Raw genomic sequence first — 22501 nt, forward strand, 5'->3', positions numbered from 1 at the left:
CAACAACATCGACCAGATCAAGACGATGCTGGATACCGCAATGCCGGAGACCGACATCGCGGTGAAGACGCTGAATGGCCTGGTTGTGCTCGAAGGCACGGTCGCCACACCGGAGATGGTGGCGGACGCCGCGCGCCTGGTGCAGGATTTCGTCGGCGAGAAGCAGAAGGTCGTCAACAACCTGACCTCCGTGACACCGATGCAGGTCAACCTGCAGGTCAAGATCGCCGAAGTCAGCCGCGATGTCCTGAAAGAGGTCGGCTTCAACGCCGCCACGCGCGACAAAACCGGCGGTTTCATCTTCAATATCTCGCGCGGGCGCAACTTCGTGAACATCGCGGACCGGCCGCTTGACAGTCTGCCGACGGCGGATGCATCGAGCTTTTCGGCCTGCCGGCCGGGTCGATCAGCCTGCCGATCGACCCCGGCACTGGCCAGTTCATCAATCCAGCGAACCCCGGCACCGCGTTCAACTTCATCGTACCACCGGACGGCCGTACCGCCATCGGCCTTGCCGGCAAGCTGTTCGGCATCGATGCGGCGGGCGCGCTCGACGCGCTGGCGCAGGAAGGCATGGTCACCATCCTCGCCGAACCGAACCTCACCGCCTTGTCCGGCGAGCTCGCCAGCTTCCTGGCCGGCGGCGAATTCCCGATCCCGGTGGCGCAGGAACAGGGCGCGATCTCGATCGAATTCAAGCCGTACGGGGTTGGTCTGTCGTTCATTCCGGTGGTGCTGGCGGGTGACCGCATCAGCCTGAAGGTGAAGCCGGAAGTGAGCGAGCTGTCGTCCGCCGGTGCCGTGCGGATCAACGGCTTCGACGTGCCGGGCATCGTCACCCGCCGGGCCGAGACCACGGTGGAACTCGGCTCGGGCCAGAGCTTCATGATCGCCGGCCTGCTGCGCAACGGCACGACCCAAGATGTCACCAAAACGCCGGGGCTGGGCAACCTGCCGGTGATCGGCGCACTGTTCAAATCAGACCGATTCCGCCGCAACGAGTCCGAACTGGTGATCGTGGTGACGCCGTATCTGGTGCACCCGGTCAACGCCAAGGATATCCGCCTGCCGACCGATGGCCTGAAAGCGCCGAGCGACATCGAGCGCTGGCTGCTGGGACGCAACTTCAAGTCCAACCGTCCCAAGCCAGAGCAGAGTGCGCCCGCCACGCCGCAGGCTGCACCGCCCGCAGCGGCGACGCCCGCCGCCACACCCGGCTTTTCCGCGCAATAGGAGAGACCCATGACACAGCGTTCGAAATGGTATCCCCTGCTGCTGGCGCTTGGCCTTGCCGCCTGCGGCAACCCAACGCTCGAGCCGACCTTCAAGCCGCAGGTGAGCGTCTCGCAGTTGGCCTATGATGTGCGTTTCGGTCCCGGCGACACTTTGGCCGATCGACGCCGCGGCCATCGACGGCTTCCTGCGTGCCCAGAACGTGCAATACGGCGACCGCCTGAACATCGACGATCCGGTCGAGTCCGGGCGTGACCAGCGTCGCGCCGCCATTGCCGCCGTGGTCGCCCGCTTCGGCATGCTGATCGACGACACCCCAGCCGTGCCGACCAGCCCGCCGCTGCAGCCGGGCATGGTGCGCCTGGTCGTCTCGCGCGCGACCGCCGAACGCCCGAACTGCCCGGACTGGCACCGCAAGGCCGGTGAAGGCATGGCGACGAATACCTCCAGCAACTTCGGCTGCGCGGCCGTCAGCAACCTCAACGCCATGATCGCCGACCCGAACGATCTCGTTGTCGGCAAAACCTATCGTGGCCCGGACGGCGAGATCATCAGCAAGGCAGTGAAGGTGTGGCGCGACCACAAACCGACCGGGGTCGACAAGGAACTCCCGACCGCCACGAGCAACAACAACTAACGGGGCTATAGGCCATGAATGCACCCTGGTCTGCGTCACGATCCATGAGCGCCGCGAAGCGCGAGCCATTCATGGCTTTTCTCAACGATCCGGAGACGGTCGCCGCCGTCAAGCCGGTCGCGATCGAGATGGGCTACCTGGCCGAGAAGCTGTATCTTGGCGGCCTGGCGAATGCGGTGCAATCGCTGTCGATGACGACGTCGCCGCAGATCCTGCTGGTCGATCTTGCCGGCAGTCACGATCCGCTGGGCGAAATTGGCGGGCTTGCGGAGGTGTGCGAGCCCGGCACCATCGTGCTGGCGCTCGGTGACGTCAACGATGTCACGCTGTACCGCGAACTGCTTGCCTCGGGCATCCAGGATTACCTGCTGAAGCCGGTGCACCCGGACACCCTGCGCGATGCTTTTGCAGTTGCGCAGAACGCTTTCAATGCGCCCAAGGCAGTCGAAAGCACTGAAAAACGCCAGCGCATCGTCCATGTGGTCGGGCGCGCGGCGGCCTCGGCGCCTCCAGCATCGCCGCTTCGCTCGCCTGGCAGTTCGCCGAGGACGCCGAGGAGCGCACGGCGATTCTCGACCTCGATCTGCACTTCGGTGTCGGCGCCTTGCCTTCGATGTCGAACCGGGGCGCGGGCTCACCGATGCGCTGGAAAACCCGGCGCGGGTCGACTCGCTGTTCGTCGAGCGTGCGATCGTGAAAATCTCCGAGCGCCTCGCCGTCATGTCCGCCGAGACGCCGATGACCATGCCGCTGCTGGCGGACGGCAATGCGCTTCAGCACCTGCAGGAAGAGCTGAAATCCGCTTACGACGTGCTGGTCGTCGACATGCCGCGCAGCATCGCGGTCCAGAACCCGACCCTGATCGCGGAGGCGACCGATGTCGTCATCGTCACGGATATGACGCTGGCCGCAACACGGGACACCATCCGTCTGCTTGGCTTCCTGCAGTCGGTCACGCCGAATGCACGCCTGTGGATCGTCGGCAACCGCGTCGGCGCAAGCAGCGATCTGGAAGTCACCCGCAAGGATTTCGAGGCCTCGATCGAGCGCCCGCTGGCCCTGGCCATCGCATACGATCCCAAGTCCGCGGCGCTCGCTGCAAAACAGGGCAAACCGATCGTCGCCGCAGCAAAGGGCACGAAGATCGCAGGTGCGATGAAGCAGCTTTATGACATGATCTGCTCAATCGAGGGCGCGCCGGGCAAGGCCAAGAAGGCGCCCGGGCTTGCGGACCTTGTCGCCAAGGCGCGCCAGATGCTCCAGCCCAAGAAGAGCAGCTAGACCGTGAGCATGCGCCCCGTCGGCTTCGGGAGGCGAAATGCCGCTCAGCCCGCACCCGGCGGGCTGGGTGGCGTCGCCCTTGGCGGACGACGGCCACTGGTCTCGATCGGCGCTGAAGGCATCGTCACCAATCCGGCGCCCGCGCTCGATGAAATTAATGACGGCACACCTGCCAGCGGCGCAATCGTCGATCAACTCTACGAGGTGGTCGAGCCGCTGCTGGCGGATCGCTTCCCGGCCGAGGCCACGCGCATCCGCCGTCGCGGCGAGGTCACCGACGAACTGACCAAGCTGGCGAGGGAGACCGCTGCGGCGAACGCCATCGATGCCCGCGAGGCGGAAATCCGCGATGTCGTGACCGTGCTGCTCAACGACGTCATCGATCTCGTCGGCGGGATCGAAGTCGATCCGATCGTCGTCAAACCGGCCAAGACCGCGAAATCGGCGTCCAGCAGCTCCGAAAGCGTGCTGGCGGCCAAGGAGCGCGTTCACCCGCTGCTGATCGAACACATCGACGCCTCCGTCATCGCCGAGATGGACCGCGGCGAGGTCGCGGACCAGATATCGGACATCGTCGGCGAGCTGCTGCTCCAGGAAAAACTGAACCTCAACACCGTCGAGCAGCGCGATCTGATCAGCCTGCTGCTCAACGACATGCTGGGCCTCGGCCCGCTTGAACCGCTGCTGGCGGACGAAGCGGTCACCGACATCATGATCAACGGCGCGAACCAGATTTTCGTCGAGCGCAAGGGCAAACTGGAGCTGACGGACGTCCGCTTCCGCGACGAGCAGCATCTGTTCAACATCGCCCAGCGGATCGTGGCGGCCATCGGGCGGCGCGTCGATGAAAGCCAGCCGCTGTGCGACGCCCGCCTGCTGGACGGCAGCCGGGTCAACGTCGTGATTCCGCCGCTTGCGATCGACGGCACCTCCATCTCGATCCGGAAATTCTCCAAGCGCAAGATCACGCTGGAGAAGATGGCCGAACAAGGCAACATCAGCCCGAAGATGTGCCGCCTGCTGCAGATCGCGGGACGCTGCCGCCTGAACATGGTCATCTCCGGCGGTACCGGATCGGGGAAGACCACGATGCTGAACGCGGTCTCGCGCAACATCGATCCGGGCGAGCGCGTGGTCACCATCGAGGACGCAGCGGAACTGCAACTGCAACAGCCGCACGTCGTGCGCCTGGAAACCCGCCCCGCCAACCTGGAAGGGCGCGGCGAGATCACCATGCGCGACCTGGTGAAGAACGCCCTGCGGATGCGGCCGGATCGCATCATCCTCGGGGAAGTCCGGGGCCGGAGGCGGTCGACCTGCTGCAGGCCATGAATACGGGGCACGACGGCTCGCTCGGCACCCTGCACGCCAACCGCCCACGCGAGGCGCTGACCCGCCTGGAAAACATGATCAACATGGCCGGACTCAACCTGCCGCCAAAAGCCATCCGCGAGCAGATCGCAAGCGCCGTCAACATGATCGTCCAAGTCAGCCGGATGCGCGACGGCGTGCGGCGCGTCACCTACATCTCCGAGATCGTCGGCATGGAAGGCGATGTGATCGTGATGCAGGATCTCTACACGTTCAAATATACCGGCGAGGACGAGAGCGGCAGGCTCGTCGGCGACTTCGTTTCTTCCGGTCTGCGCCCCGCCTTCTTCGAACGGGCGGAATATTACGGCCTTGGCCGCGCGGTCATGGAATGTCTGTGAGGAGGCAGCGATGAACCCACAACTCCTGCTCGTGCTCCTCGGCGGCCTGTCGGCGATGATGCTGCTTGCCGGCCTGACCTTCGCGCTGGGCCCGAACCCGAACAAGACCCTGCAGGCACGACTGGAGCGGCTGCGCGACAAGCACCAGAACACCCAGGCGGCGATGGCGCGCGCGCAGATGCGCAAGCTGCTGGCCCAGCGCCCGCAGGACAACTCGGCGCTGAGCGGGCTGATCCCGCGCAAGGCGGAACTGGCGGCACGGCTGCTGCGTACGGGGTATACGATCAGCCTCGGCAAATATGCGCAGGTCTGTGCCGGCATTACCCTGGTCTTGACCGGGGTCTTCGCATTCATCGTCAAGCTGCCGATCTTCCTGGCGCTGCTGCTGGGCATTCTGACCGGCGTCGGCCTGCCGCACATGGTGACCGGCATGATGATCGGCCGGCGGATCTCCAAGTTCATCAAGATGTTCCCGGATGCGATCGACCTGCTGGTGCGCGGCCTGCGCGCCGGTTTGCCAATCTCTGAGGCGATCGGCATCGCTGGGCGGGAAATGTCCGACCCCGTGGGCGTCGAGTTCCGCGCCGTCGCGGACAAAATCCGCATCGGCAAGACCCTGGATCAGGCGCTGGGCGAGACCGCGCGCTCGATCAACGTGCCGGAGTTCCAGTTCTTCGTCATCGCGCTTGCCATCCAGCGCGAGACTGGGGCAACCTTGCGGAAACGCTGAACAACCTCAGCGAAGTGCTGCGCAAGCGCATGCAGATGAAGCTGAAGATCGCCGCCATGTCGTCTGAGGCCAAGGCGTCGGCCTATATCGTCGGCTGCCTGCCGTTCGTGGTGTTCGGCCTGATCTCCGTCATGAACCCGCAATATGTCGCGCCGTTCACGACCGACACGCGGCTGATGATCGCGGGTGGTGTCGGCCTGCTCTGGATGAGCATCGGCGCGTTCATGATGTGGAAAATGGTCAACTTCGAGATTTGACGGGGCGTCATGGCGGATAGTTTCGAAAGCATGCTTGGTCTCTCGCCCGCCGACGCGGCGACGGGCCTCAGCGCCATCGCCGTGCTGTTCCTGCTGACCGCGATCTGGGCCTCGACGACCGTGCGCGACCCGATGCGCGGCCGCGTGAAGGCACTGCAGGAGCGGCGCGAGCAGCTGCGCGCGGGCATCATGGCACCACGCCGGCGCAGCGCCACGACGCAGAGCAGCGAGACCACCGACATGATGCGGCAGGTCCTCAACAAGCTCAAAGTGCTTCAGGACGAGCAGGCGAAAACGCCGCGATCCGCCTCTCGCAGGCCGGCCACCGCTCGAAGGACTCGGTGGTGACCTACCTGTTCGTCAGCCTCATCGCTCCGTTTCTTGCCGGCGGCTTCTGGGCGTTCATGGTGTTCGTCATGGGCATGTTGCACGACAAGCCCGACTCCATGAAGGCGCTCTCGGTCTGCGGTGCCTGCATCATCGGCTACAAGCTGCCGAGCATCCTGCTGAAGAACCAGGTCGTCAAACGCAGCAAGGCGATCCAGAAGGGCCTGCCCGACGCGCTCGATCTGCTGGTGATCTGCGCCGAAGCCGGCCTGACCATCGACGCTGCCTTCCAGCGCATCGCGCGCGAACTCGGTATAGCATTCCCGGAGCTTGCGGACGAATTCGGCCTGACCGCAATCGAACTCGGCTTTCTGCCCGACCGCCGGTCCGCGCTGGAGAACCTCATCAAGCGCGTCGACCTGCAGGACATGCGCGGCGTGGTGACGACGCTGATCCAGACCGAAAAATACGGCACGCCACTCGCGGCCTCCTTGCGGGTGCTGTCCGCAGAATTCCGCAACGAGCGGCTCATGCGCGCCGAGGAGAAGGCCGCGCGCCTGCCCGCGATCATGACCATCCCCTTGATCGTGTTCATTCTGCCGACCCTGTTCGTCGTGATTCTGGGGCCGGCCGCCTGCTCGATCGCCGACAACTTCCTCAACCGCGGCTAGTGTCCTTAACCTGAAATCCGTTACACTCAATATCAGGCGCGGTTGGATTTCAGATTCGAGAACGACACGAGACCCTGCCTTGCGCCGGAAACCCGCCGCGCATTGCGCCGGTCGGCGCAGCCACTATAGTTGCGGGAAAATAGAGGAACGCGAGTAAGGGATGGGGCAGTTCATTCGATTTCTGATCGGTCTGGCGGCAGTCGCCATGCTCGGCCTGACTGCGCTGCTCGTCCACCAGGACCAGATCACCGCCCGGCTGACGGAAGACTCGATCCGCGCCTTGCGGGAGGCGCAGGTCGCGGACGTCGAAGTCAGCTTCATCGCCAAGGATGCGCCGCGTGACCGTGTCGCCCGCCTCTCCGGCGACCTGCCGCAGGCCGTGCTGGATCGCGCCAAGACCGTGGTCGAGGCGGTGCCGGGCGTTGCCAAGGCGGTGATCGTGCCGACCAAGGCAATCGAGCAGAAGCCATATTACTGGGTCGCGAAATACCAGGACGGCACGCTGACCCTGGACGGCACCGTGCCCGACACCCCGACGCGCGACCGCCTGATCGCCCGCGCGCGCACGCTGTTTCCCGGCAAGACCGTCAACGACATCATGAAACTGCGCGAGAAGCCGCCCTCCGCGAACTGGACGAACGCCGCCGAGCGCAGTCTTGAAGAATTGGCGAAGCTCGACAGCGGCTATGCCGAGCTGAGCGATACGATCGCGACCCTGAACGGCACCACGGCGCAGCCGGTCGCGGCATTGCAGGCCTCACGCGGCTTTCGCAGCGGCCTGCCGGAGGATTTTCTGCCCCGACCCTTGCTTGAGGTTGTCGATCCGAACGCGGCGGCTTCCGATGATCCCTCCAAACGCACACCAAGCTTTTCCGCTGCCGACCAGGTGATCCAGTGCCAGAAGCGCCTGGACGCCATCATGTCCGGGCAGAGGATCGATTTCCTGCCCGGCACCGCGACGCTGGCCGTGCAGAAAGACCCGCTTCTGGAAGCCGTCGCCGGCATGGCGGTCGGATGCCCATCGGTCGTTCTGCTGGTCGCCACCCACGTGACACAGCCGCGCGACGCCGAGGCTGCACAGAAGCTTTCCATGCAGCGCGCGCGTATCCTCGCCGAGTATCTTGTTCAGCGGGGTGTGCCGCCTCGGCAGATCCGCGCGGTAGGCTATGGCAACAGCCAGCCGCTGGTCGGCCAGAGCGCCGCCAACGCCGACCGTATCAACGAGCGCGTCCAGTTCCTGGTCAGTGCCAATCCGAACGCGGCCGCGGTCATCCGTCAGCAGCCGCAGACCAATCCCATCGTTCAGCAGAGCGACCCTCTCAGCAAATAAGGACACGCTTTCATGACCTTTCTGCTCGGCGAGATATGGCTGTGGTTGCTGCCGGCGTTCCTGATCGGCGTGGCGACCGGCTTTCTGATGGCCCGCTATTCCGAACGCGCCATGGCGACACAGGCGGAAGAGCACGCAGATGAGGCACCACCGCTCCCGGAGGCGTATCCGGTGCCGCAAGCCGCGCCGCCGTCTAAACCCGTGCGAAAGGTGCCGCCCGCTGCCGAGCCTGCCGCCCGCCGCCCCGCCGGGCTGCATGTCATCCGGCCGCAGGAGCCGGATACACCGCCGGCCACCATCCCGGAGCCGGCTCCACGCCCTGCCGCGGAGCCGATTGCGGCTCCACTACCCAGCCCCATGGCGGCATCCGACCCCAGCGAGGTCGACGACCTGACCCTGCTGAAAGGCGTAGGGCCGAAGCTGCGTGATCTCCTGAACGGGCTGGGCGTCACCAGTTTCCAGCAGATCGCCGCCTGGAGCGATCTGGACGTTCTCACATACGACATGAAGCTGGGCCAGTTCCGCGGCCGCATCGTGCGCGACCGCTGGGTGGAGCAGGCGCGCCTGCTGGCCGCTGGCGATCGTGCGGCGTTCGAGGCGCAGTTCGGCAAATCCGATGGAGACGCGTGAGTTCCATACGCCCGACGGGGTATGCCTGCGCTACGACTGGCTGCCGGGTCCGGGCCGCACGACGATCCTGGTGCACGGCTTCCTGTCGTCCGCGCGCCTCAACTGGCAGGATTACGGCACGGCCGCACTGCTGAGCGCAGCCGGCCTGACGCTGGCGATGCCCGACTTGCGCGGCCATGGCCGTTCCGAGGCACCGCAGGAGGCCGACCGGTATCCGCCTGATGTGCTCGCGCGCGACCTGTTGGCGCTGGTCGCACATCTGAGGCAGGCACCGGGAAGTTTCGACATTGCCGGCTATTCGCTCGGCGCGCGCACCGTCGTGCGCGCCCTGACGCTTGGTCTGCGTCCACGCCGCGTCGTGCTCGCCGGCATGGGCCTCACCGGCATCGTCGACGGCTGGGCACGCAGCCGCTGGTTCCAGCAGGCGCTCATCGACGGGCCGACCGCCCGGCCCGGCGCGCCGGAACGACTGGTCGCCCGCTTTCAGCAAATGACTGGCACGGATGCAGTCGCCGCCGGCCACGCGATCGGCAGCCACGTCGATACGCCGCTGGAGGCTCTCGCTGACATCGCTGCGCCGACGCTGGTGCTCGCCGGGCGCGACGACCACGACACCGGCAGCATCGAAGCGCTGGCGGCGGCACTGCCGGACGCACAGGCGCTGCGCATCCCCGGCGACCACATGAACGTCATCTCCAAACCGGAATTCGGCCGCGCGATCCGCGATTTCCTGATTGCGTGACGGATATGGCGTTTGGACGTTGACAGGGCCGCCATCCGGGGCTTCGATGCGACTCGAAAGCAATAATCGGAAACTCGGGAGCAATTTCATGCGCAGCGTGCGGTATAGCCTTCTGGCGGCAACTCTGCTTGCCGGTGTGTCGAACCTCGCCCAGGCCCAGAGCGCCGAAGACGCAGCGGCGTTCGTCACCCAGGTGGAAAAGGAAGCCAGCGCCTTCAGCGACTATGCCGCCCGCATCGCCTGGGTGAACGCCACCTACATCATCGATGACACGGACTGGCTCACAGCCAAAGTCGGCGCTGAGGGCACCGAAATGAGCGTGCGCTGGGCCAAGGAGGCTGCCAAGTTCGACAAGACCCCGGCCTCAGCTACGACGTGCGCCGCAAGCTCGACATCATGAAGCAAGGGATCGTCCTGCCCGCGCCTGCGACGCCGGGTGCCGCGCAGGAACTCTCGGAAATCGCAACGCGGCTGCAATCGACCTACGGCAAGGGCAAGGGCACCTTCGAGGGCAAGCCAACCTCCGGCAACGATCTGGAAGCGCTGATGCGCACCACGCGCAATCCGGCACTCACCAAGGAGATGTGGGTCAGCTGGCACCAGGTCGGCGCCCCATGCGCCAGGACTACACACGCATGGTCGAGATCGCCAACACGGGTGCCAAGGAACTCGGCTTCAAGGACGTCGGCGCGATGTGGCGCGCGGGCTACGACATGCAGCCGGACGCCTTCACCGCCATGCTGGACCGTACCTGGGGCCAGGTAAAGCCGCTGTACAATGCGCTGCACTGCTACACGCGGGCCAAGCTGAACGAGAAGTACGGCGATGCCGTGCAACCCAAGACCGGGCCGATCCGCGCCGACCTGCTCGGCAACATGTGGGCGCAGGACTGGGGCGCGATCTACGATGTGGTGGCACCGCAAGGGGCCGGCGACATCGGCTACGACATCGGCGAACTGCTGAAGGCGCGCGGCGATGATCCCGTGAAGATGGTGAAAATCGGCGAGGGCTTCTACACCTCGCTCGGCTTCTCGCCACTGCCCGAGACCTTCTGGCAGCGCTCGCAGATCACCAAGCCCGCTGACCGGGAAGTGATCTGCCATGCCTCCGCCTGGAATGTGGACAACAAGGACGATCTGCGCATCAAGATGTGCACCAAGGTCAACGCGACCGATTTCGTCACCATCCACCACGAACTCGGCCACAATTTCTACCAGCGCGCCTACAACAAGCAGCCGTATTTCTACCTCGGCGGTGCCAACGACGGCTTCCATGAGGCGATCGGCGATTTCATCGCGCTGAGCGTCACGCCGGACTATCTCGTGAAGATCGACCTGCTCGACCCCGCCAAGGTGCCGGACGCCAGCAAGGACATCGGCCTGCTGCTGCGCCAGGCGATGGAGAAGGTGCCGGGCCTGCCGTGGACCCTGCTGGTCGACAAATGGCGCTGGGGCGTGTTCGACGGCTCGACGCCGACGACCGCCTACAACAAGGCCTGGACTGACCTGCGGCTGAACTACATGGGTGTGACGCCGCCGGCCCCACGCTCGGAAGCGGACTTCGACCCCGGCCAAGTTCCACATCCCCGGCAACACGCCCTATGCGCGCTACTATCTTGCCCGCATCCTGCAGTTCCAATTCTATCAGGCCGCTTGCAAGCAGGCCGGCTGGAGCGGCCCGCTGCATCGCTGTTCCTTCTATGGCAACAAGCAGGTCGGCGAGAAGCTGAACGCCATGCTGGCGCTGGGCGCGTCAAGCCGTGGCCGGATGCGCTGGAAGCGTTCACCGGTACCCGCGAGATGGACGGCAGCGCCATCCTCGCCTACTTCGCACCGCTGAAAACCTGGCTCGACAAGCAGAACAAGGGCCGGCAGTGCGGCTGGTGATCAAAAATCACCATTTGAAGGTAAGCACATAGCCCAAGTGTCATATGCAGATAATACGGTTGACCGCGCGCCTTGGTCGCAGCAGAATGCGCGCGCTCACAAAAGTATGAGGTTTTCCATGATCCGCCGTCTGATTCCAGCCGCCCTGCTGCTGTGCTGCGCCAATGCTGCGCTGGCGGCGGAACCGGCCGTGCCGCGCGGCCAGCTATCGGATGCGGTACAGCCCGCCAGCTACGACCTGTTTCTGACCGTCGACCCAGCACAGGAGCGGTTCAGCGGCGTGACCACCATCACGGTCGACATCAAGACGCCGCAGCCGTTCATCTGGCTGCATGGCCTGGGTCTGTCGGTTTCGGAGGCCACGATCACCCAGGGCGGCAAGACCATCAAGGCGCGCTACACCGAGGCGGAGCCGGTGACCGGCGTCGCCCGGCTCGACCTCGCCAGCATGCCGGCGGCAGGGGCCGCAACCATCCGCATCGCCTATACCGCGCCGTACCGGGAAGGCGCGGAGGGCCTCTATCGCACTGAGGTCGCCGGCAAATGGTACGGCTTCACCCAGATGGAGCCGATCGACGGCCGTCGCATGTTCCCGAGTTTCGATGAGCCGCGCTTCAAGACGCCGTTCACCGTCTCGGTCAGCACGCCGACCGGCAACAAGGTGGTCGCCAATGCGCCGCTGGCGAAGACAACGCCGCAGAACCACGGCATGACCCTTTTCAGCTTCGCGCCGACCAAGCCCCTGCCCACCTACCTCGTGGCGCTGGCGGTCGGTCCGCTCGATATCGTCGAGGAGCTATTCCCCAGCGCCGTGCGCAAGACGGCGGTGCCGTTCCGCGGCGTCGCCACCGAAGGCCAGGGCTCACGCCTTGCCTACGCCCTTCAGCACACGCCGAAGCATGTGGCGCTGCTGGAGGACTATTTCGGCATCCCTACCCATACGAAAAGCTGGACATCATCGCCTCGCCGCAAATGGGCGGCGCGATGGAGAACGCTGGTGCCATCATTTACAACGACAACCTGATCCTGCTGAACCCGAACGCGCCGATCCAGCAGCAGCGGTCGTTCGGGATCGTCAGCGCGCACGAACTGGCGCACCACTGGTTCGGCGATCTGGTGACGCCGGCCTGGTGGACCGACATCTGGCTGAACGAGAGTTTTGCCGAATGGATGGGTGTGAAGGCCAGCCACCTCTGGCGACCCGACCTCGGCATCTCGACCGGCCTGACTGCGGATGCGCTGGGCGCAATGAGCATCGACTCGCGCAAGGCCGGCCGGCCAATCTACCAGCCAGTCACCGACAACACCCAGATCGCCAGCACCTTCGACGGCATCACCTACGAAAAGCGCCGGCGTGCTGGCGATGATCGAAAGCTACATGGGGCCAGAGAAGTTCCAGGCCGGCGTGCGCAAGCATCTGCGCGCGCATGCGCATGGAAACGCCACTGCCAGCCAGTTCTTCGCCGCCATGGCGGATGCCGCCGGCGACCCGCAGGTGCTGAGCGCTTTCAAATCCTTCATCGAGCAGGAAGGCGTGCCACTGGTGACCGTCGCACGCAGCGCCGACGGCAAGCAACTGACCCTGCGTCAGGCGCGGTACCGCCCGGTCGGCTCGGCCATTCAGCCCGGCCAGACCTGGGTCATCCCGTTCTGCGCCAAATTCTACGCCGGCGCGCAATCGACCAAGACCTGCACGATCATGACCGGCACTGAGGCGACGCTCGCGGTCCCTGCGGGCTTCGAGCAGGCGGCCGTGATGCCGAATGCGGACGGCGCGGGCTACTATCGGTTTGCGCTCGGTGCCGACGATCAGGCGAAACTGCTGGCGCTCGGCGTTCAACTGCCGGACCGCGAGGCCCTGGCGCTCGCCGACAGCCTGCAGGCCGCCTTCGACGCCAACGTGACGACGTTCGACGCGCTGGGCGCGGCTGCACAGGCGCTGGTCGGCCACAAGGAGCGCCGCGCCGCGCTCTGGCTACCGGGAAGCCTGGCCGAACTGGACCGCCAGACGCTCTCTGGCGCGGCATCCGCCGCCCTGAAGGCCCGGATCGGCGGCATGCTGAAGCCGGAACTGGCGAAGCTCGGCTTCGATCCCCGTGCCGGTGCGCACCGCAGCGAACCAGCCGACCGGCAGGCCTTGCGCCAGACGCTGGTCGCCGGGCTGTTTTTCGATGCTGAAGACGACGGCATCACCAAAACCCTGGCGGATGCCGCGCAAGCCTCGCTGGCCAACGCCGATGCGCTGGATGTCGGCTTCCGCGCCACCGCCTGGTCGGCTGGCGTGAAGGCGCTCGGCAAGCCGTTCGCCAGCCAGCTCGCCGCCCGGCTGCTCGAGGGCAAGGACAGCTATGAGCGCGCCCATGCCGCCTTCGCGCTCGGCCACACGCAGGACCTGGCGCTCGCTGCGGAAATGCGCGCTCTGGCACTCGACAAGCGCCTGCGCTTCCAGGAGTCGCTCTCGATCATCGGCAGCCAGTTCGAGGGGCCGGCGACACGCAGCGCAGCCTGGGCCTGGTTCAAGGAGAACGCCAGCGTGATGTTCGACCGCCTGCCCGGGTTCAGCCAGCCGCGCCTGATCGAGATCGCGCAGGGCTTCTGCACGCCGGAGCAGCGGGCAGACGTCGCCAGCTTCTTCCCGGCCTGGATCGCCAAGCTCGGCGGCGGCAAGCTGGAACTCGAGCGCACGCTGGAATCGATCGACCTGTGCCTCGCCCGCAAGGCGGCCCATGGGGCAGAACTTGCCAGCCTGAACTAAGGCTGCGGCAAGAGGGACGATGCGGCATGACAGATTTTGATATCTCCACCATGCCGCCGCCGTTCGCGCCGGGCGGGCCTAATCCGCGTGAGCGCGGCGGCGGCCACCATGCGGGTCACGCAGGCGAACCCTGCAAGAACTGCGATACCGTGCTGCAGGGGAATACTGCCATGCCTGCGGCCAGCCGGGACATCTGCACCGCACCGCGTTTGCGGTGTTCGAGGACTTCATCCACGGCATCGCCCATCTGGACGGCCGGACCTGGAAGACCCTGCCGCGCCTCGTCTTCCAACCCGGCCGGCTGACCCGCGAGTATATCGAGGGCAAGCGCGCCCGCTATGTGCCGCCGATGGCGCTGTTCCTGTTCACCATCTTCACCATGTTCATCGTGTTCGCCTTCACCGGCGGCCCGGCGGAGGTCAATCCGGTGGCGGGGGTGCAAAATGGCGTCGCGCAAAACCCATGAGTCCGGCGGACAAGGCTCAGGCCCGCGCAGACCTTCAGAGGGAGCTGGAGAAAGCCAAAGCCTCAGGCGACAAGATCGGCGCAGGCGCCATACAGAGCGGCATCGACGGCCTCGACATCACCGACGCCGGAAGCGACGAAAACCTTGTCGATCTGCTGAAGAAATCGATGAAAGCGGGCAAGCTCAATGTCAGAACCGGTAACGCACACTGGGACGATAAAATAAAACACAAGATGGAAAACCCGGACCTGCTGATCTACAAGCTGCAGAACACCGCCTATAAATTCTCGTTTCTGCTGGTGCCGATCTCCGCGCCGTTCATCTGGCTGATGTTCGCCTGGCGGCGTGGGTTTCGCCTGTACGATCACGTGGTGTTTTCGCTGTATTCGCTGTCCTTCATGTCCATCCTGTTCATTCTTGCCACCTTGCTGAACCGACTCGGCGACTATCTGCCCATTCCCGACAATGCGTGGCTGGCGCTGTTTTTGCACCGGTCGTGCACATCTATGCGCAGTTGATGGGGCCTATCGGCTCGGCTGGTTCGGCGCGCTCTGGCGCACCGGCTACGTGACCATGATCATGGCCCCGATCGCCATCACCCTGTTCATCGTCGCCATTTTCCTGCTCGGCGCGCTCGGGTGATGGGCGGATGGTCGGGGAGACAGGATTCGAACCTGCGACCCTCTGCTCCCAAAGCAGATGCGCTACCAGGCTGCGCTACTCCCCGACACGACCGGCTGTAACGGGGTGCGCTGCCGATTGCAACGCCCGGCGCAGGCGCTAAAACGGTCGGGTCGCTGAATCCGGGAGTTAAGCGTTGGCCTATTATCTGGTGAAGTCGGAGCCGGACGCCTGGTCCTGGGAGCAACAGTGCGCCGGCGGCGACGTGCCCTGGAGCGGCGTCAGGAACCCGCAGGCGCTGGGCACCATGCGCCAGATGCAGGTGGGGACGAAGCCTTCTTCTACCATTCCAACGTCGGCAAGGAGATCGTCGGGCTGGTGCGGGTCACCCGCAGCTACTACCCGGACCCGGACGACCCGAAATCCGGCCTGGTTGACGTGCGGGCGGTCGGCCCCTGCCCCGCCCGGTTTCGCTCGCCGCCATCAAGGCCGAGCCGCGCCTTGCCCATATCGGCCTGGTCCGCCAGTCCCGCCTCTCCGTCATGCCGCTCGACGATGCCGCCGCCGCCCTGCTCAGGCAGATGGGCGGACTGTAGTGGCCGCTTCATGGCTGCCGGCAATCGTCACTGCAGTGCTTCTTGCGACTTCGCATGAAGCGTCCGGGCAGGATGAAGAACGCACGCCCCTTGCGCCATGCCTCAGTTTATCGCCGCTTGATGCCACACCGCTTGAAGCACACCGCTACCTGGGCAAGGACTTTGCCGAGGTCGATGCCCATAGTATTTTCGCGACCGAGATCGGCAAGCTTCCCGTGAGCACCCTCATTACAGCGCATACTTATGTGCTGATACTTAAAATCAAGCGGTTCGAGACCTCAGGCTACATTGGGTTCGGAAAGCATGCCGCGGGCGAAGTTACTGCATCGGTTACTGATCGTGCCGGCGCGCACGTCGATCAATTCTCGACTACGTGCTTCGCCAAGGCGCCATTGACGATCGCAAGCCCGGATACACGAATCCGCTCTGCTGCCAGATTATGCCTTCTTGACGCAGGCAAGGCGCTCGCAAGCTGGCTTGGCGAGCGCCTTGGGCCAACCTGCATGTGGCGCGAAGTAGAAACGCCGCAAACCTTTACGAACCGGTGAGACCGACTAACATATTTACATACTGATGGCATTTGGGTAAAAAAATTTATACATTTTTCAATAGCATTGGATCAATAGACAGCTTGCAAAAGATAAATCTTATTAATAACCTATACAGTTACGCGTTGGGGCAAAAATAACAGCTACCCATACAGATGATGCATGGGCAAACATGAGGCAAGAAATGAAAAAATATAATAATCGCCACGTTTTTACTTAATTTTTCCATGAATCCAGCCTTTGCAGAGGAGCAAAAAATAATCTGACTCATGGGCAAGTTCAAATTACACTTAAGGTTGGGGAAACAACCCAGCTTGATGTTATCAACACATTTGGTTCACCTAATATAACAACCATAGATGGTTCTGGACAAGAAGTGTGGGTTTACAATAGACACGCTACTGTTTCAGAACAGAATAACTCTTCGTTTTCAATAGGCCTCCTTTTTGGAGGTGCTGGTGAGCCGCTGGCCGGTGGAACTGGCGGAGGGATTGGAAAATCAAAATCAGGCTTTGAACAGACTACTCGAGAAATGACACTGATTATAAAATTTGACAAAAACAAAATTGTAAGTGACTTTAAAAGTAGAAGTAGTTCATTTTGACCAACAAGGGGAGACGGAATGTGACTTTAAAATGAACAAAAAATAAAAATTGCAGGCATTTTACTTTTTATTTCACCTCTAATAGCGTGCGAATCCACTAATACAGTAAGGCCTAATACTTTAAGTGGACTGCAGTTACAGCAGTTACAGCAGAGAGAATATGAGGTAAAAAAGAAGTAGTATTTGCTTCTGTGGTTAGCGTACTGCAAGATACTGGATATATAATTGAGGCTGCTGATTTGCAGACTGGTCTCATTACTGCTAAAAGTCCCAGCTCAAGCAATCTAACTTATAATCCATTTTAGGATTTGGCCGAAAAATAAATCAACACGAGTTTCCGCATTCATTGAATCACTTAATGGAATAGTCACAAAAGTCAGATTAAATTTCGTATCTGCAGAAGGAAAATCGCAGGGATATGGCCTCAATAGTCAAGTAGATACACCCATAGAAGATGCTGCTGTTTATAGAAACGCCTTTGAGAAAATAGAAAGTTCTATATTTATTAGACAGTCTACACAATGAATTTTACTTTACATCGTGATGACTTTATGTTGACTTGTGCGCCATCGCGTGTTTAGCTGTGCCGCTCACCCAGATCTGGAGAAAGTGGTGAGCGGATCGTGGTTTTGTCCGAGTTCACCACGAGTGGACTTTACATAGCCTACTCCAGTAAGGGTCGGAATGACGATCCCATCCAATGTCATCAGACTCTATTTGCTATGATACTAGGCCGTGGACTCATTAGCTGCGATCCATAGGCGAGTTGAGAAGAGTTTGGCAGCGGCGAGGAAGTTGTCGGCGCGTTTGTCGTATCGCGTGGCCAAGCCTCTGGCGTGCTTGAGTTTTCCGAAGAAGCGCTCGATCAGGTTGCGATAGCGGTAGAGGAAGGAGCTGAAGGCGAAGCCCTTCTTGCGGTTGGCCTTTGGCGGGATGTTGGCGAAGCTGCCGCGCGCCTCGACCTTGTCGCGGATGGCGTCGCTGTCATAGGCCTTGTCGGCGAGGAAAATGCTGCCTTCCGGCACGACCTCGAGCAGCGGATCGGCCTGTTGGCAATCGCTCGCCTGTCCTTCGGAGAGGTGCAACTCGACCGGTAATCCCCGGCCATCGACCAGCGCGTGGATCTTGGTCGTCAGACCGCCCCGGAACGTCCCATGCAGCGATTTGGGTCCCCTTTTAGGGTCGCACCGTGCTGGTGGACCCGGATCGAGGAACTGTCGATCATCACCAGTTCGCCGTCGAAAGCCCGGGAAACCGCCGCCAGAAGCCGATCCCACACCCCCGCCTTGCGCCAGCGCACGAACCGGTTGTAACAGGTCGTGTAAGGCCCATAGCGCTCGGGAATATCAGCCCAGGGACTGCCCGTGCGAAAGCGCCACAATATCCCGTTGATGACCCGCCGATCATCCACCCGAGGCACGCCACGGCTCTTGTTCGGAAGCAACGGCTCAATCACCGACCACTCGAAATCTGTCAGGTCAAAACGACGGCGCATATCCAAGGCTCCTTTCCCGAACCTTGAATCAATCACTTGCCGTCCGCGCAAGCCAGTTTATGAGTTTACGGCCTAGGCCGTGGACTCATTAGCTGCGATCCATAGGCGAGTTGAGAAGAGTTTGGCAGCGGCGAGGAAGTTGTCGGCGCGTTTGTCGTATCGCGTGGCCAAGCCTCTGGCGTGCTTGAGTTTTCCGAAGAAGCGCTCGATCAGGTTGCGATAGCGGTAGAGGAAGGAGCTGAAGGCGAAGCCCTTCTTGCGGTTGGCCTTTGGCGGGATGTTGGCGAAGCTGCCGCGCGCCTCGACCTTGTCGCGGATGGCGTCGCTGTCATAGGCCTTGTCGGCGAGGAAAATGCTGCCTTCCGGCACGACCTCGAGCAGCGGATCGGCCTGTTGGCAATCGCTCGCCTGTCCTTCGGAGAGGTGCAACTCGACCGGTAATCCCCGGCCATCGACCAGCGCGTGGATCTTGGTCGTCAGACCGCCCCGGGAACGTCCCATGCAGCGATTTGGGTCCCCTTTTAGGGTCGCACCGTGCTGGTGGACCCGGATCGAGGAACTGTCGATCATCACCAGTTCGCCGTCGAAAGCCCGGGAAACCGCCGCCAGAAGCCGATCCCACACCCCGCCTTGCGCCAGCGCACGAACCGGTTGTAACAGGTCGTGTAAGGCCCATAGCGCTCGGGAATATCAGCCCAGGGACTGCCCGTGCGAAAGCGCCACAATATCCCGTTGATGACCCGCCGATCATCCACCCGAGGCACGCCACGGCTCTTGTTCGGAAGCAACGGCTCAATCACCGACCACTCGAAATCTGTCAGGTCAAAACGACGGCGCATATCCAAGGCTCCTTTCCCGAACCTTGAATCAATCACTTGCCGTCCGCGCAAGCCAGTTTATGAGTTTACGGCCTAGGATACACGGAGTGACCAAAACCTAGAAGCTTCGCACCTGCCTACGTAGCCGCTCCCCAGGCGGCGTTGCTTTTCCGGCTGTTTGCTGCGGGAGCGATGCGGTAGAGCGTGGAGGAAATTCCTGCAGGCCGCCTCATGACCGCGAACCCCGTCGACCTTGCGCACATCATCCAATTGGCGATTGCGCCGGTGTTTCTGCTCGCCGGCATCGGATCGATGCTGAACGTCATGAGCGTCCGGCTTGGCCGCGTGATCGATCGCGCCCGTATCCTGGAGGAGCGCGCGGTGGTCTATCATGGCCATCTGCCGGAGGACCTGCGGCTGGAATTGCAGGTGCTCAGCCGGCGCATGACGCTGGCGCACAGCGCCATCAGCCTGGGCACGGCCTCTGCCCTGTTCGTCTGCGTGCTGGTCGCCCTGCTGTTTCTCTCCGGCCTGACCGGCAGCAACCTGGGCGCCTGGTCGCCGTCGCCTTCATTCTGGCGATGAGCCTTTTGGCGCTTGGCCTCACCCTGTTCCTGATCGAGATGTATATCGCCACCCGCTCCGTGCGCGTGCGCCGCGACCTGCTCATGGAGGCGCACGCGACGCGGACTGACGATCCTGCACCGCCGCCAACAGGGAGGGACTGAGCGATGAAGTGGCGCAACGCACGGCAAAGCGACAACATCGAGGACCGGCGCGGCCAGCCGGGTCGGCGCATGGCCGGTCTGCCGCTCGGCGGCAAGGGCGGCCTGCTGGGGCTGGTGGTCATCATCGGGATCTCGATGCTGCTGGGGTTAATCCGCTGCAGGTGCTGAGCGGGCTGGAGGGCGCGGCGTCGCAGGACGTCGCGGCACCCCGGTCGACGCGCAGGCGGAGCAGCCGCAGGTCGAATTCGCCTCCCGCGTGCTGGGGACACGGAAGATGTCTGGGGTCAGATCCTGCCGAGTTACCAGCCCGCAACCCTCGTGCTCTACCGGGCGCAGACACCGACCGCCTGCGGTCCGGGCGCGGCATCGGCCGGCCCCTTCTACTGCCCCGGCGACAGGAAGGTGTATCTGGATCTGTCATTCCTCGAAGAACTGCAAAGCCGCTTCGGCGCGCCGGGCGATTTTGCCGCCGCCTACGTCATCGCCCACGAAGTCGGCCACCATGTCCAGACCCTGACCGGCATCTCCGGGAAAGTCCGGCAGGCGCAGCAGGGTGCCGACGAACGCACGGCCAACGTCCTGCAGGTGCGCATGGAACTGCAGGCGGACTGCTATGCCGGCGTCTGGGCACACCATGCCGAGGGGCGCAACCTCCTGGAAGCCGGCGACGTGCAGGAAGCGATGGGTGCGGCTGCCGCTGTCGGTGACGACACGTTGCAGAAGCAGGCAACCGGCCGTGTGGTGCCGGATGCCTTTACCCATGGTTCAGCGGCGCAGCGCCAGCGCTGGTTCATGGCCGGCTACCAGAACGGAAATCCGAACGCCTGCGATACCTTTGCCGCGCGAGCCCTCTAGACCTTGATCGTTTCAGATTGAATCAATCTGAAACGTGAATCATGGTCTAAATTGTTGATAAGAGCCTGTTAAAGCCCGTTGCTCTAACCCTCGTTCATCGTGAACAGCTGGGTGTTGCCGCCGGTTGCTGCGACATTGACCGTGTAGGTGCGCTCGCTGGCGAAGCGATGGAGGTAATAGGGGCCGCCCGCCTTCGGCCCGGTGCCGGAAAGGCCAGCGCCACCGAACGGCTGCACGCCGACCACAGCCCCGGTCATGGAACGGTTGATGTAGGTGTTGCCGCAGCGGCTGGCTGCGAACACACGCCGCGCCGTACCCTCCAGCCGCGAGTGCACGCCCATCGTCAGGCCGTAGCCGGTCGCGCGAATGTCGGCGAGCAGCGCATCAAGCCCGCTGGCCGGGTAGCGCAGCACATGCAGGATCGGACCGAATTCCTCGCGCGTCAGCTCTTTGATGCTGCCGATTTCGATAAGGTGCGGTGCGACAAAGCTGCCATGCGCATGCGCTTCGCCGAGCGGCAGCGCCTTCAGGATGCGCGCCGTTTCCCGCATGCGCGCGATATGCGCCATCAGCCCGTCGGCGGCGGCCTGCGAAATCACCGGGCCGATGTCGCTTGAGAGCTTCGACGGATCACCAAGTACAAGCGTGTCCATCGCGCCCGTAATCATCGCGATCATGGTGTCGGCGATATCGTCCTGCAGGCACAGCACCCGCAGGGCCGAGCAACGCTGACCGGCGCTGAGGAACGCGGACGCGATGACGTCGTCGACAACCTGTTCGGGCAAGGCCGTCGAGTCGACGATCATGGCGTTCTGGCCGCCGGTCTCAGCGATCAGGGTGGCGATGGGGCCGTCCCGGTTCGCAAGCGCCCGGTTGATGCGCTGGGCGGTGACGGTCGACCCGGTGAAGGCGACGCCGGCCACCCGGTCGTCCGGCAACAGCCAGCCGCCGAGCGCCGGGCCGGAGCCGGGCAGCAGGTGCAGCACGTCCTTCGGGACGCCGGCCTCGTGCAGCAGACGCACCGCCTCAAAGGCGATCAGCGGCGTCGTCTCGGCTGGTTTGGCGAGCACAGTGTTGCCGGCCGCCAGCGCCGCCGCGACCTGGCCGGTGAAAATCGCCAGCGGGAAGTTCCAGGGGCTAATGCACAGAAAGACGCCCTTGCCATGCAGGCTGAGCTGGTTGGTCTCGCCCGTCGGCCCCGGCAGCGGCTTGGGCGCACCGAAGTCTTCGCGCGTCCGCGCGGCATAGTAGCGGCAGAAATCGACCGCCTCGCGCACTTCGGCCACCGAGTCCGGCAGGGTCTTGCCCGCCTCCCGGCTCAGCAGCGCGACCAGCGGCTCGAGGCGGGCCTCCATCAGATCTGCCGCGCGCAGCGGGATATCGGCGCGCGCGTGGCCGCCCAGTGCGTCCCAGGCAGCCTGTGCGGCGCTAGCTGCATCCAGTGCCGTCAGCGCCTGGGCCTGCGTCGTCTCGGGCGCGCGCCCGACGATGATCCGCCGGTCGTGCGGTGCCGTGATCGCGACATCATGCCCGCGCACGACGGGCTGCGCATCCAGGGCGGCGACAGCGCCCGCGATGG

The 22501-nt window shown here is 63.5% G+C and carries 20 protein-coding genes, 1 tRNA gene and 8 pseudogenes; 24 read left to right on the forward strand and 5 right to left on the reverse strand.

The annotated features are described in order from the left end of the window. Window positions 1–40 precede the first annotated feature (40 nt). From E6W36_RS19855 to E6W36_RS16615, 3 genes and pseudogenes are all read left to right on the forward strand, one after another. Window positions 41–127 (forward strand): annotated as a pseudogene (locus E6W36_RS19855) (hypothetical protein); the annotation flags it as partial. Window positions 128–573: 446 nt separating this feature from the next. Then, on the forward strand, window positions 574–1233 hold the full coding sequence (locus tag E6W36_RS16610; protein WP_222873328.1) for a type II and III secretion system protein family protein: 660 nt from the start codon (window positions 574–576) through the stop codon (window positions 1231–1233). Window positions 1234–1357: 124 nt separating this feature from the next. Continuing rightward, window positions 1358–1870, forward strand: coding sequence for a CpaD family pilus assembly lipoprotein (locus E6W36_RS16615; RefSeq protein ID WP_222873329.1), 513 nt, complete (start codon window positions 1358–1360; stop codon window positions 1868–1870). A gap of 35 nt (window positions 1871–1905) precedes the next feature. Here the strand turns inward: E6W36_RS16615 and E6W36_RS16620 are convergent, their stop codons facing one another. After that, window positions 1906–2349: a hypothetical protein gene (locus tag E6W36_RS16620; RefSeq protein WP_222873330.1), complete on the reverse strand. Its 444-nt coding sequence runs from the start codon at window positions 2347–2349 to the stop codon at window positions 1906–1908. Here E6W36_RS16620 and E6W36_RS16625 point away from each other — a divergent pair. The 14 genes and pseudogenes from E6W36_RS16625 (at window position 2348) to E6W36_RS16690 (ending at window position 15299) form a co-directional block, all read left to right on the forward strand. Beyond that, on the forward strand, window positions 2348–3151 hold the full coding sequence (locus tag E6W36_RS16625; RefSeq protein ID WP_222873331.1) for a CpaE/TadZ family protein: 804 nt from the start codon (window positions 2348–2350) through the stop codon (window positions 3149–3151). The genes E6W36_RS16620 and E6W36_RS16625 overlap by 2 nt on opposite strands. A gap of 9 nt (window positions 3152–3160) precedes the next feature. Then, a pseudogene (locus E6W36_RS16630) lies at window positions 3161–4863 on the forward strand (TadA family conjugal transfer-associated ATPase). 466 nt (window positions 4864–5329) lie between these two features. Then, window positions 5330–5850: pseudogene (locus tag E6W36_RS22455) on the forward strand (type II secretion system F family protein). Window positions 5851–5859: 9 nt separating this feature from the next. After that, window positions 5860–6848 (forward strand): annotated as a pseudogene (locus E6W36_RS16640) (type II secretion system F family protein). A gap of 160 nt (window positions 6849–7008) precedes the next feature. Further along, entirely contained in the window at window positions 7009–8178 is a 1170-nt protein-coding gene (locus tag E6W36_RS16645) for an OmpA family protein (RefSeq protein WP_222873332.1), read from the forward strand. Between the two features lie 12 nt (window positions 8179–8190). Then, entirely contained in the window at window positions 8191–8808 is a 618-nt protein-coding gene (locus tag E6W36_RS16650; RefSeq protein WP_222873333.1) for a hypothetical protein, read from the forward strand. Continuing rightward, window positions 8795–9550 carry an alpha/beta fold hydrolase gene (locus tag E6W36_RS16655; RefSeq protein ID WP_222873334.1) on the forward strand — a complete coding sequence of 252 codons (756 nt, stop codon included), beginning with the start codon at window positions 8795–8797 and terminating at the stop codon, window positions 9548–9550. The genes E6W36_RS16650 and E6W36_RS16655 overlap by 14 nt, the downstream gene beginning before the upstream one ends. Window positions 9551–9638: 88 nt before the next feature. After that, window positions 9639–11436, forward strand: a pseudogene (locus tag E6W36_RS16660) (M2 family metallopeptidase). Between the two features lie 118 nt (window positions 11437–11554). Further along, window positions 11555–12460 (forward strand): gluzincin family metallopeptidase, encoded by a 906-nt coding sequence (locus E6W36_RS16665; RefSeq protein ID WP_222873335.1) that lies wholly within the window; start codon window positions 11555–11557, stop codon window positions 12458–12460. Next, a pseudogene (locus tag E6W36_RS19860) lies at window positions 12409–12868 on the forward strand (M1 family aminopeptidase); the annotation flags it as partial. The gene E6W36_RS16665 and the pseudogene E6W36_RS19860, both read left to right, overlap by 52 nt. Before the next feature lie 324 nt (window positions 12869–13192). Further along, window positions 13193–14191: an ERAP1-like C-terminal domain-containing protein gene (locus tag E6W36_RS16675; RefSeq protein ID WP_246048379.1), complete on the forward strand. Its 999-nt coding sequence runs from the start codon at window positions 13193–13195 to the stop codon at window positions 14189–14191. A gap of 214 nt (window positions 14192–14405) precedes the next feature. Continuing rightward, window positions 14406–14657, forward strand: a complete 252-nt coding sequence (locus E6W36_RS19865) for a DUF3667 domain-containing protein (RefSeq protein ID WP_246047849.1) — start codon at window positions 14406–14408, stop codon at window positions 14655–14657. After that, window positions 14654–15175: a hypothetical protein gene (locus tag E6W36_RS16685; RefSeq protein ID WP_222873338.1), complete on the forward strand. Its 522-nt coding sequence runs from the start codon at window positions 14654–14656 to the stop codon at window positions 15173–15175. The genes E6W36_RS19865 and E6W36_RS16685 overlap by 4 nt, the downstream gene beginning before the upstream one ends. After that, complete coding sequence (locus E6W36_RS16690) at window positions 15123–15299, forward strand: hypothetical protein (RefSeq protein WP_222873339.1); 177 nt, start codon at window positions 15123–15125, stop codon at window positions 15297–15299. Before E6W36_RS16685 ends, E6W36_RS16690 begins: the two co-directional genes overlap by 53 nt. Before the next feature lie 8 nt (window positions 15300–15307). Here E6W36_RS16690 and E6W36_RS16695 read toward each other — a convergent pair. Then, window positions 15308–15384: transfer RNA gene (locus E6W36_RS16695), tRNA-Pro, on the reverse strand. Window positions 15385–15489: 105 nt separating this feature from the next. On the opposite strand from E6W36_RS16695, the pseudogene E6W36_RS22460 reads away from it, so the two are divergent. The 4 genes and pseudogenes from E6W36_RS22460 to E6W36_RS16710 form a co-directional block, all read left to right on the forward strand. After that, window positions 15490–15662: pseudogene (locus tag E6W36_RS22460) on the forward strand (EVE domain-containing protein); the annotation flags it as partial. A 125-nt stretch (window positions 15663–15787) separates the two neighbouring features. Next, window positions 15788–15874: a hypothetical protein gene (locus E6W36_RS22465; RefSeq protein WP_342776900.1), complete on the forward strand. Its 87-nt coding sequence runs from the start codon at window positions 15788–15790 to the stop codon at window positions 15872–15874. Then, entirely contained in the window at window positions 15874–16422 is a 549-nt protein-coding gene (locus tag E6W36_RS16705) for a hypothetical protein (protein WP_222873340.1), read from the forward strand. Before E6W36_RS22465 ends, E6W36_RS16705 begins: the two co-directional genes overlap by 1 nt. Before the next feature lie 376 nt (window positions 16423–16798). Then, window positions 16799–17026, forward strand: a complete 228-nt coding sequence (locus E6W36_RS16710) for a hypothetical protein (RefSeq protein ID WP_222873341.1) — start codon at window positions 16799–16801, stop codon at window positions 17024–17026. A 728-nt stretch (window positions 17027–17754) separates the two neighbouring features. On the opposite strand, the gene E6W36_RS16715 is transcribed toward E6W36_RS16710, so the two are convergent. Continuing rightward, window positions 17755–18521, reverse strand: a protein-coding gene (locus E6W36_RS16715; protein ID WP_222873342.1) for an IS5 family transposase whose coding sequence is annotated in 2 segments (ribosomal slippage) — window positions 17755–18173 and window positions 18173–18521 — 768 coding nt in all. Because the reading frame shifts where the segments join, the coding sequence is not laid out codon by codon here. A 72-nt stretch (window positions 18522–18593) separates the two neighbouring features. Continuing rightward, window positions 18594–19360 (reverse strand): IS5 family transposase gene (locus E6W36_RS16720; protein WP_222873343.1). Its coding sequence is split into 2 segments (ribosomal slippage): window positions 18594–19150 and window positions 19150–19360, totalling 768 coding nucleotides; the frame shifts between segments, so codons are not numbered across the junction. Between the two features lie 210 nt (window positions 19361–19570). On the opposite strand from E6W36_RS16720, the gene E6W36_RS16725 reads away from it, so the two are divergent. From E6W36_RS16725 to ypfJ, 3 genes and pseudogenes are all read left to right on the forward strand, one after another. Beyond that, window positions 19571–19924 (forward strand): DUF2721 domain-containing protein, encoded by a 354-nt coding sequence (locus tag E6W36_RS16725; RefSeq protein ID WP_246047851.1) that lies wholly within the window; start codon window positions 19571–19573, stop codon window positions 19922–19924. Next, entirely contained in the window at window positions 19921–20067 is a 147-nt protein-coding gene (locus tag E6W36_RS19870; protein WP_246047853.1) for a hypothetical protein, read from the forward strand. The genes E6W36_RS16725 and E6W36_RS19870 overlap by 4 nt, the downstream gene beginning before the upstream one ends. 3 nt (window positions 20068–20070) lie before the next feature. After that, window positions 20071–20922 (forward strand): annotated as a pseudogene (gene ypfJ, locus E6W36_RS16730) (KPN_02809 family neutral zinc metallopeptidase). Window positions 20923–21005: 83 nt separating this feature from the next. Here the strand turns inward: ypfJ and putA are convergent. Continuing rightward, entirely contained in the window at window positions 21006–22460 is a 1455-nt protein-coding gene (gene putA / locus E6W36_RS16735) for a bifunctional proline dehydrogenase/L-glutamate gamma-semialdehyde dehydrogenase PutA (RefSeq protein WP_222873344.1), read from the reverse strand. Window positions 22461–22501: the final 41 nt, after the last annotated feature.

Origin of the sequence: Hankyongella ginsenosidimutans (genome assembly GCF_005144965.1) — a bacterium.
In the GTDB taxonomy this organism is placed as follows: domain Bacteria; phylum Pseudomonadota; class Alphaproteobacteria; order Sphingomonadales; family Sphingomonadaceae; genus Hankyongella; species Hankyongella ginsenosidimutans.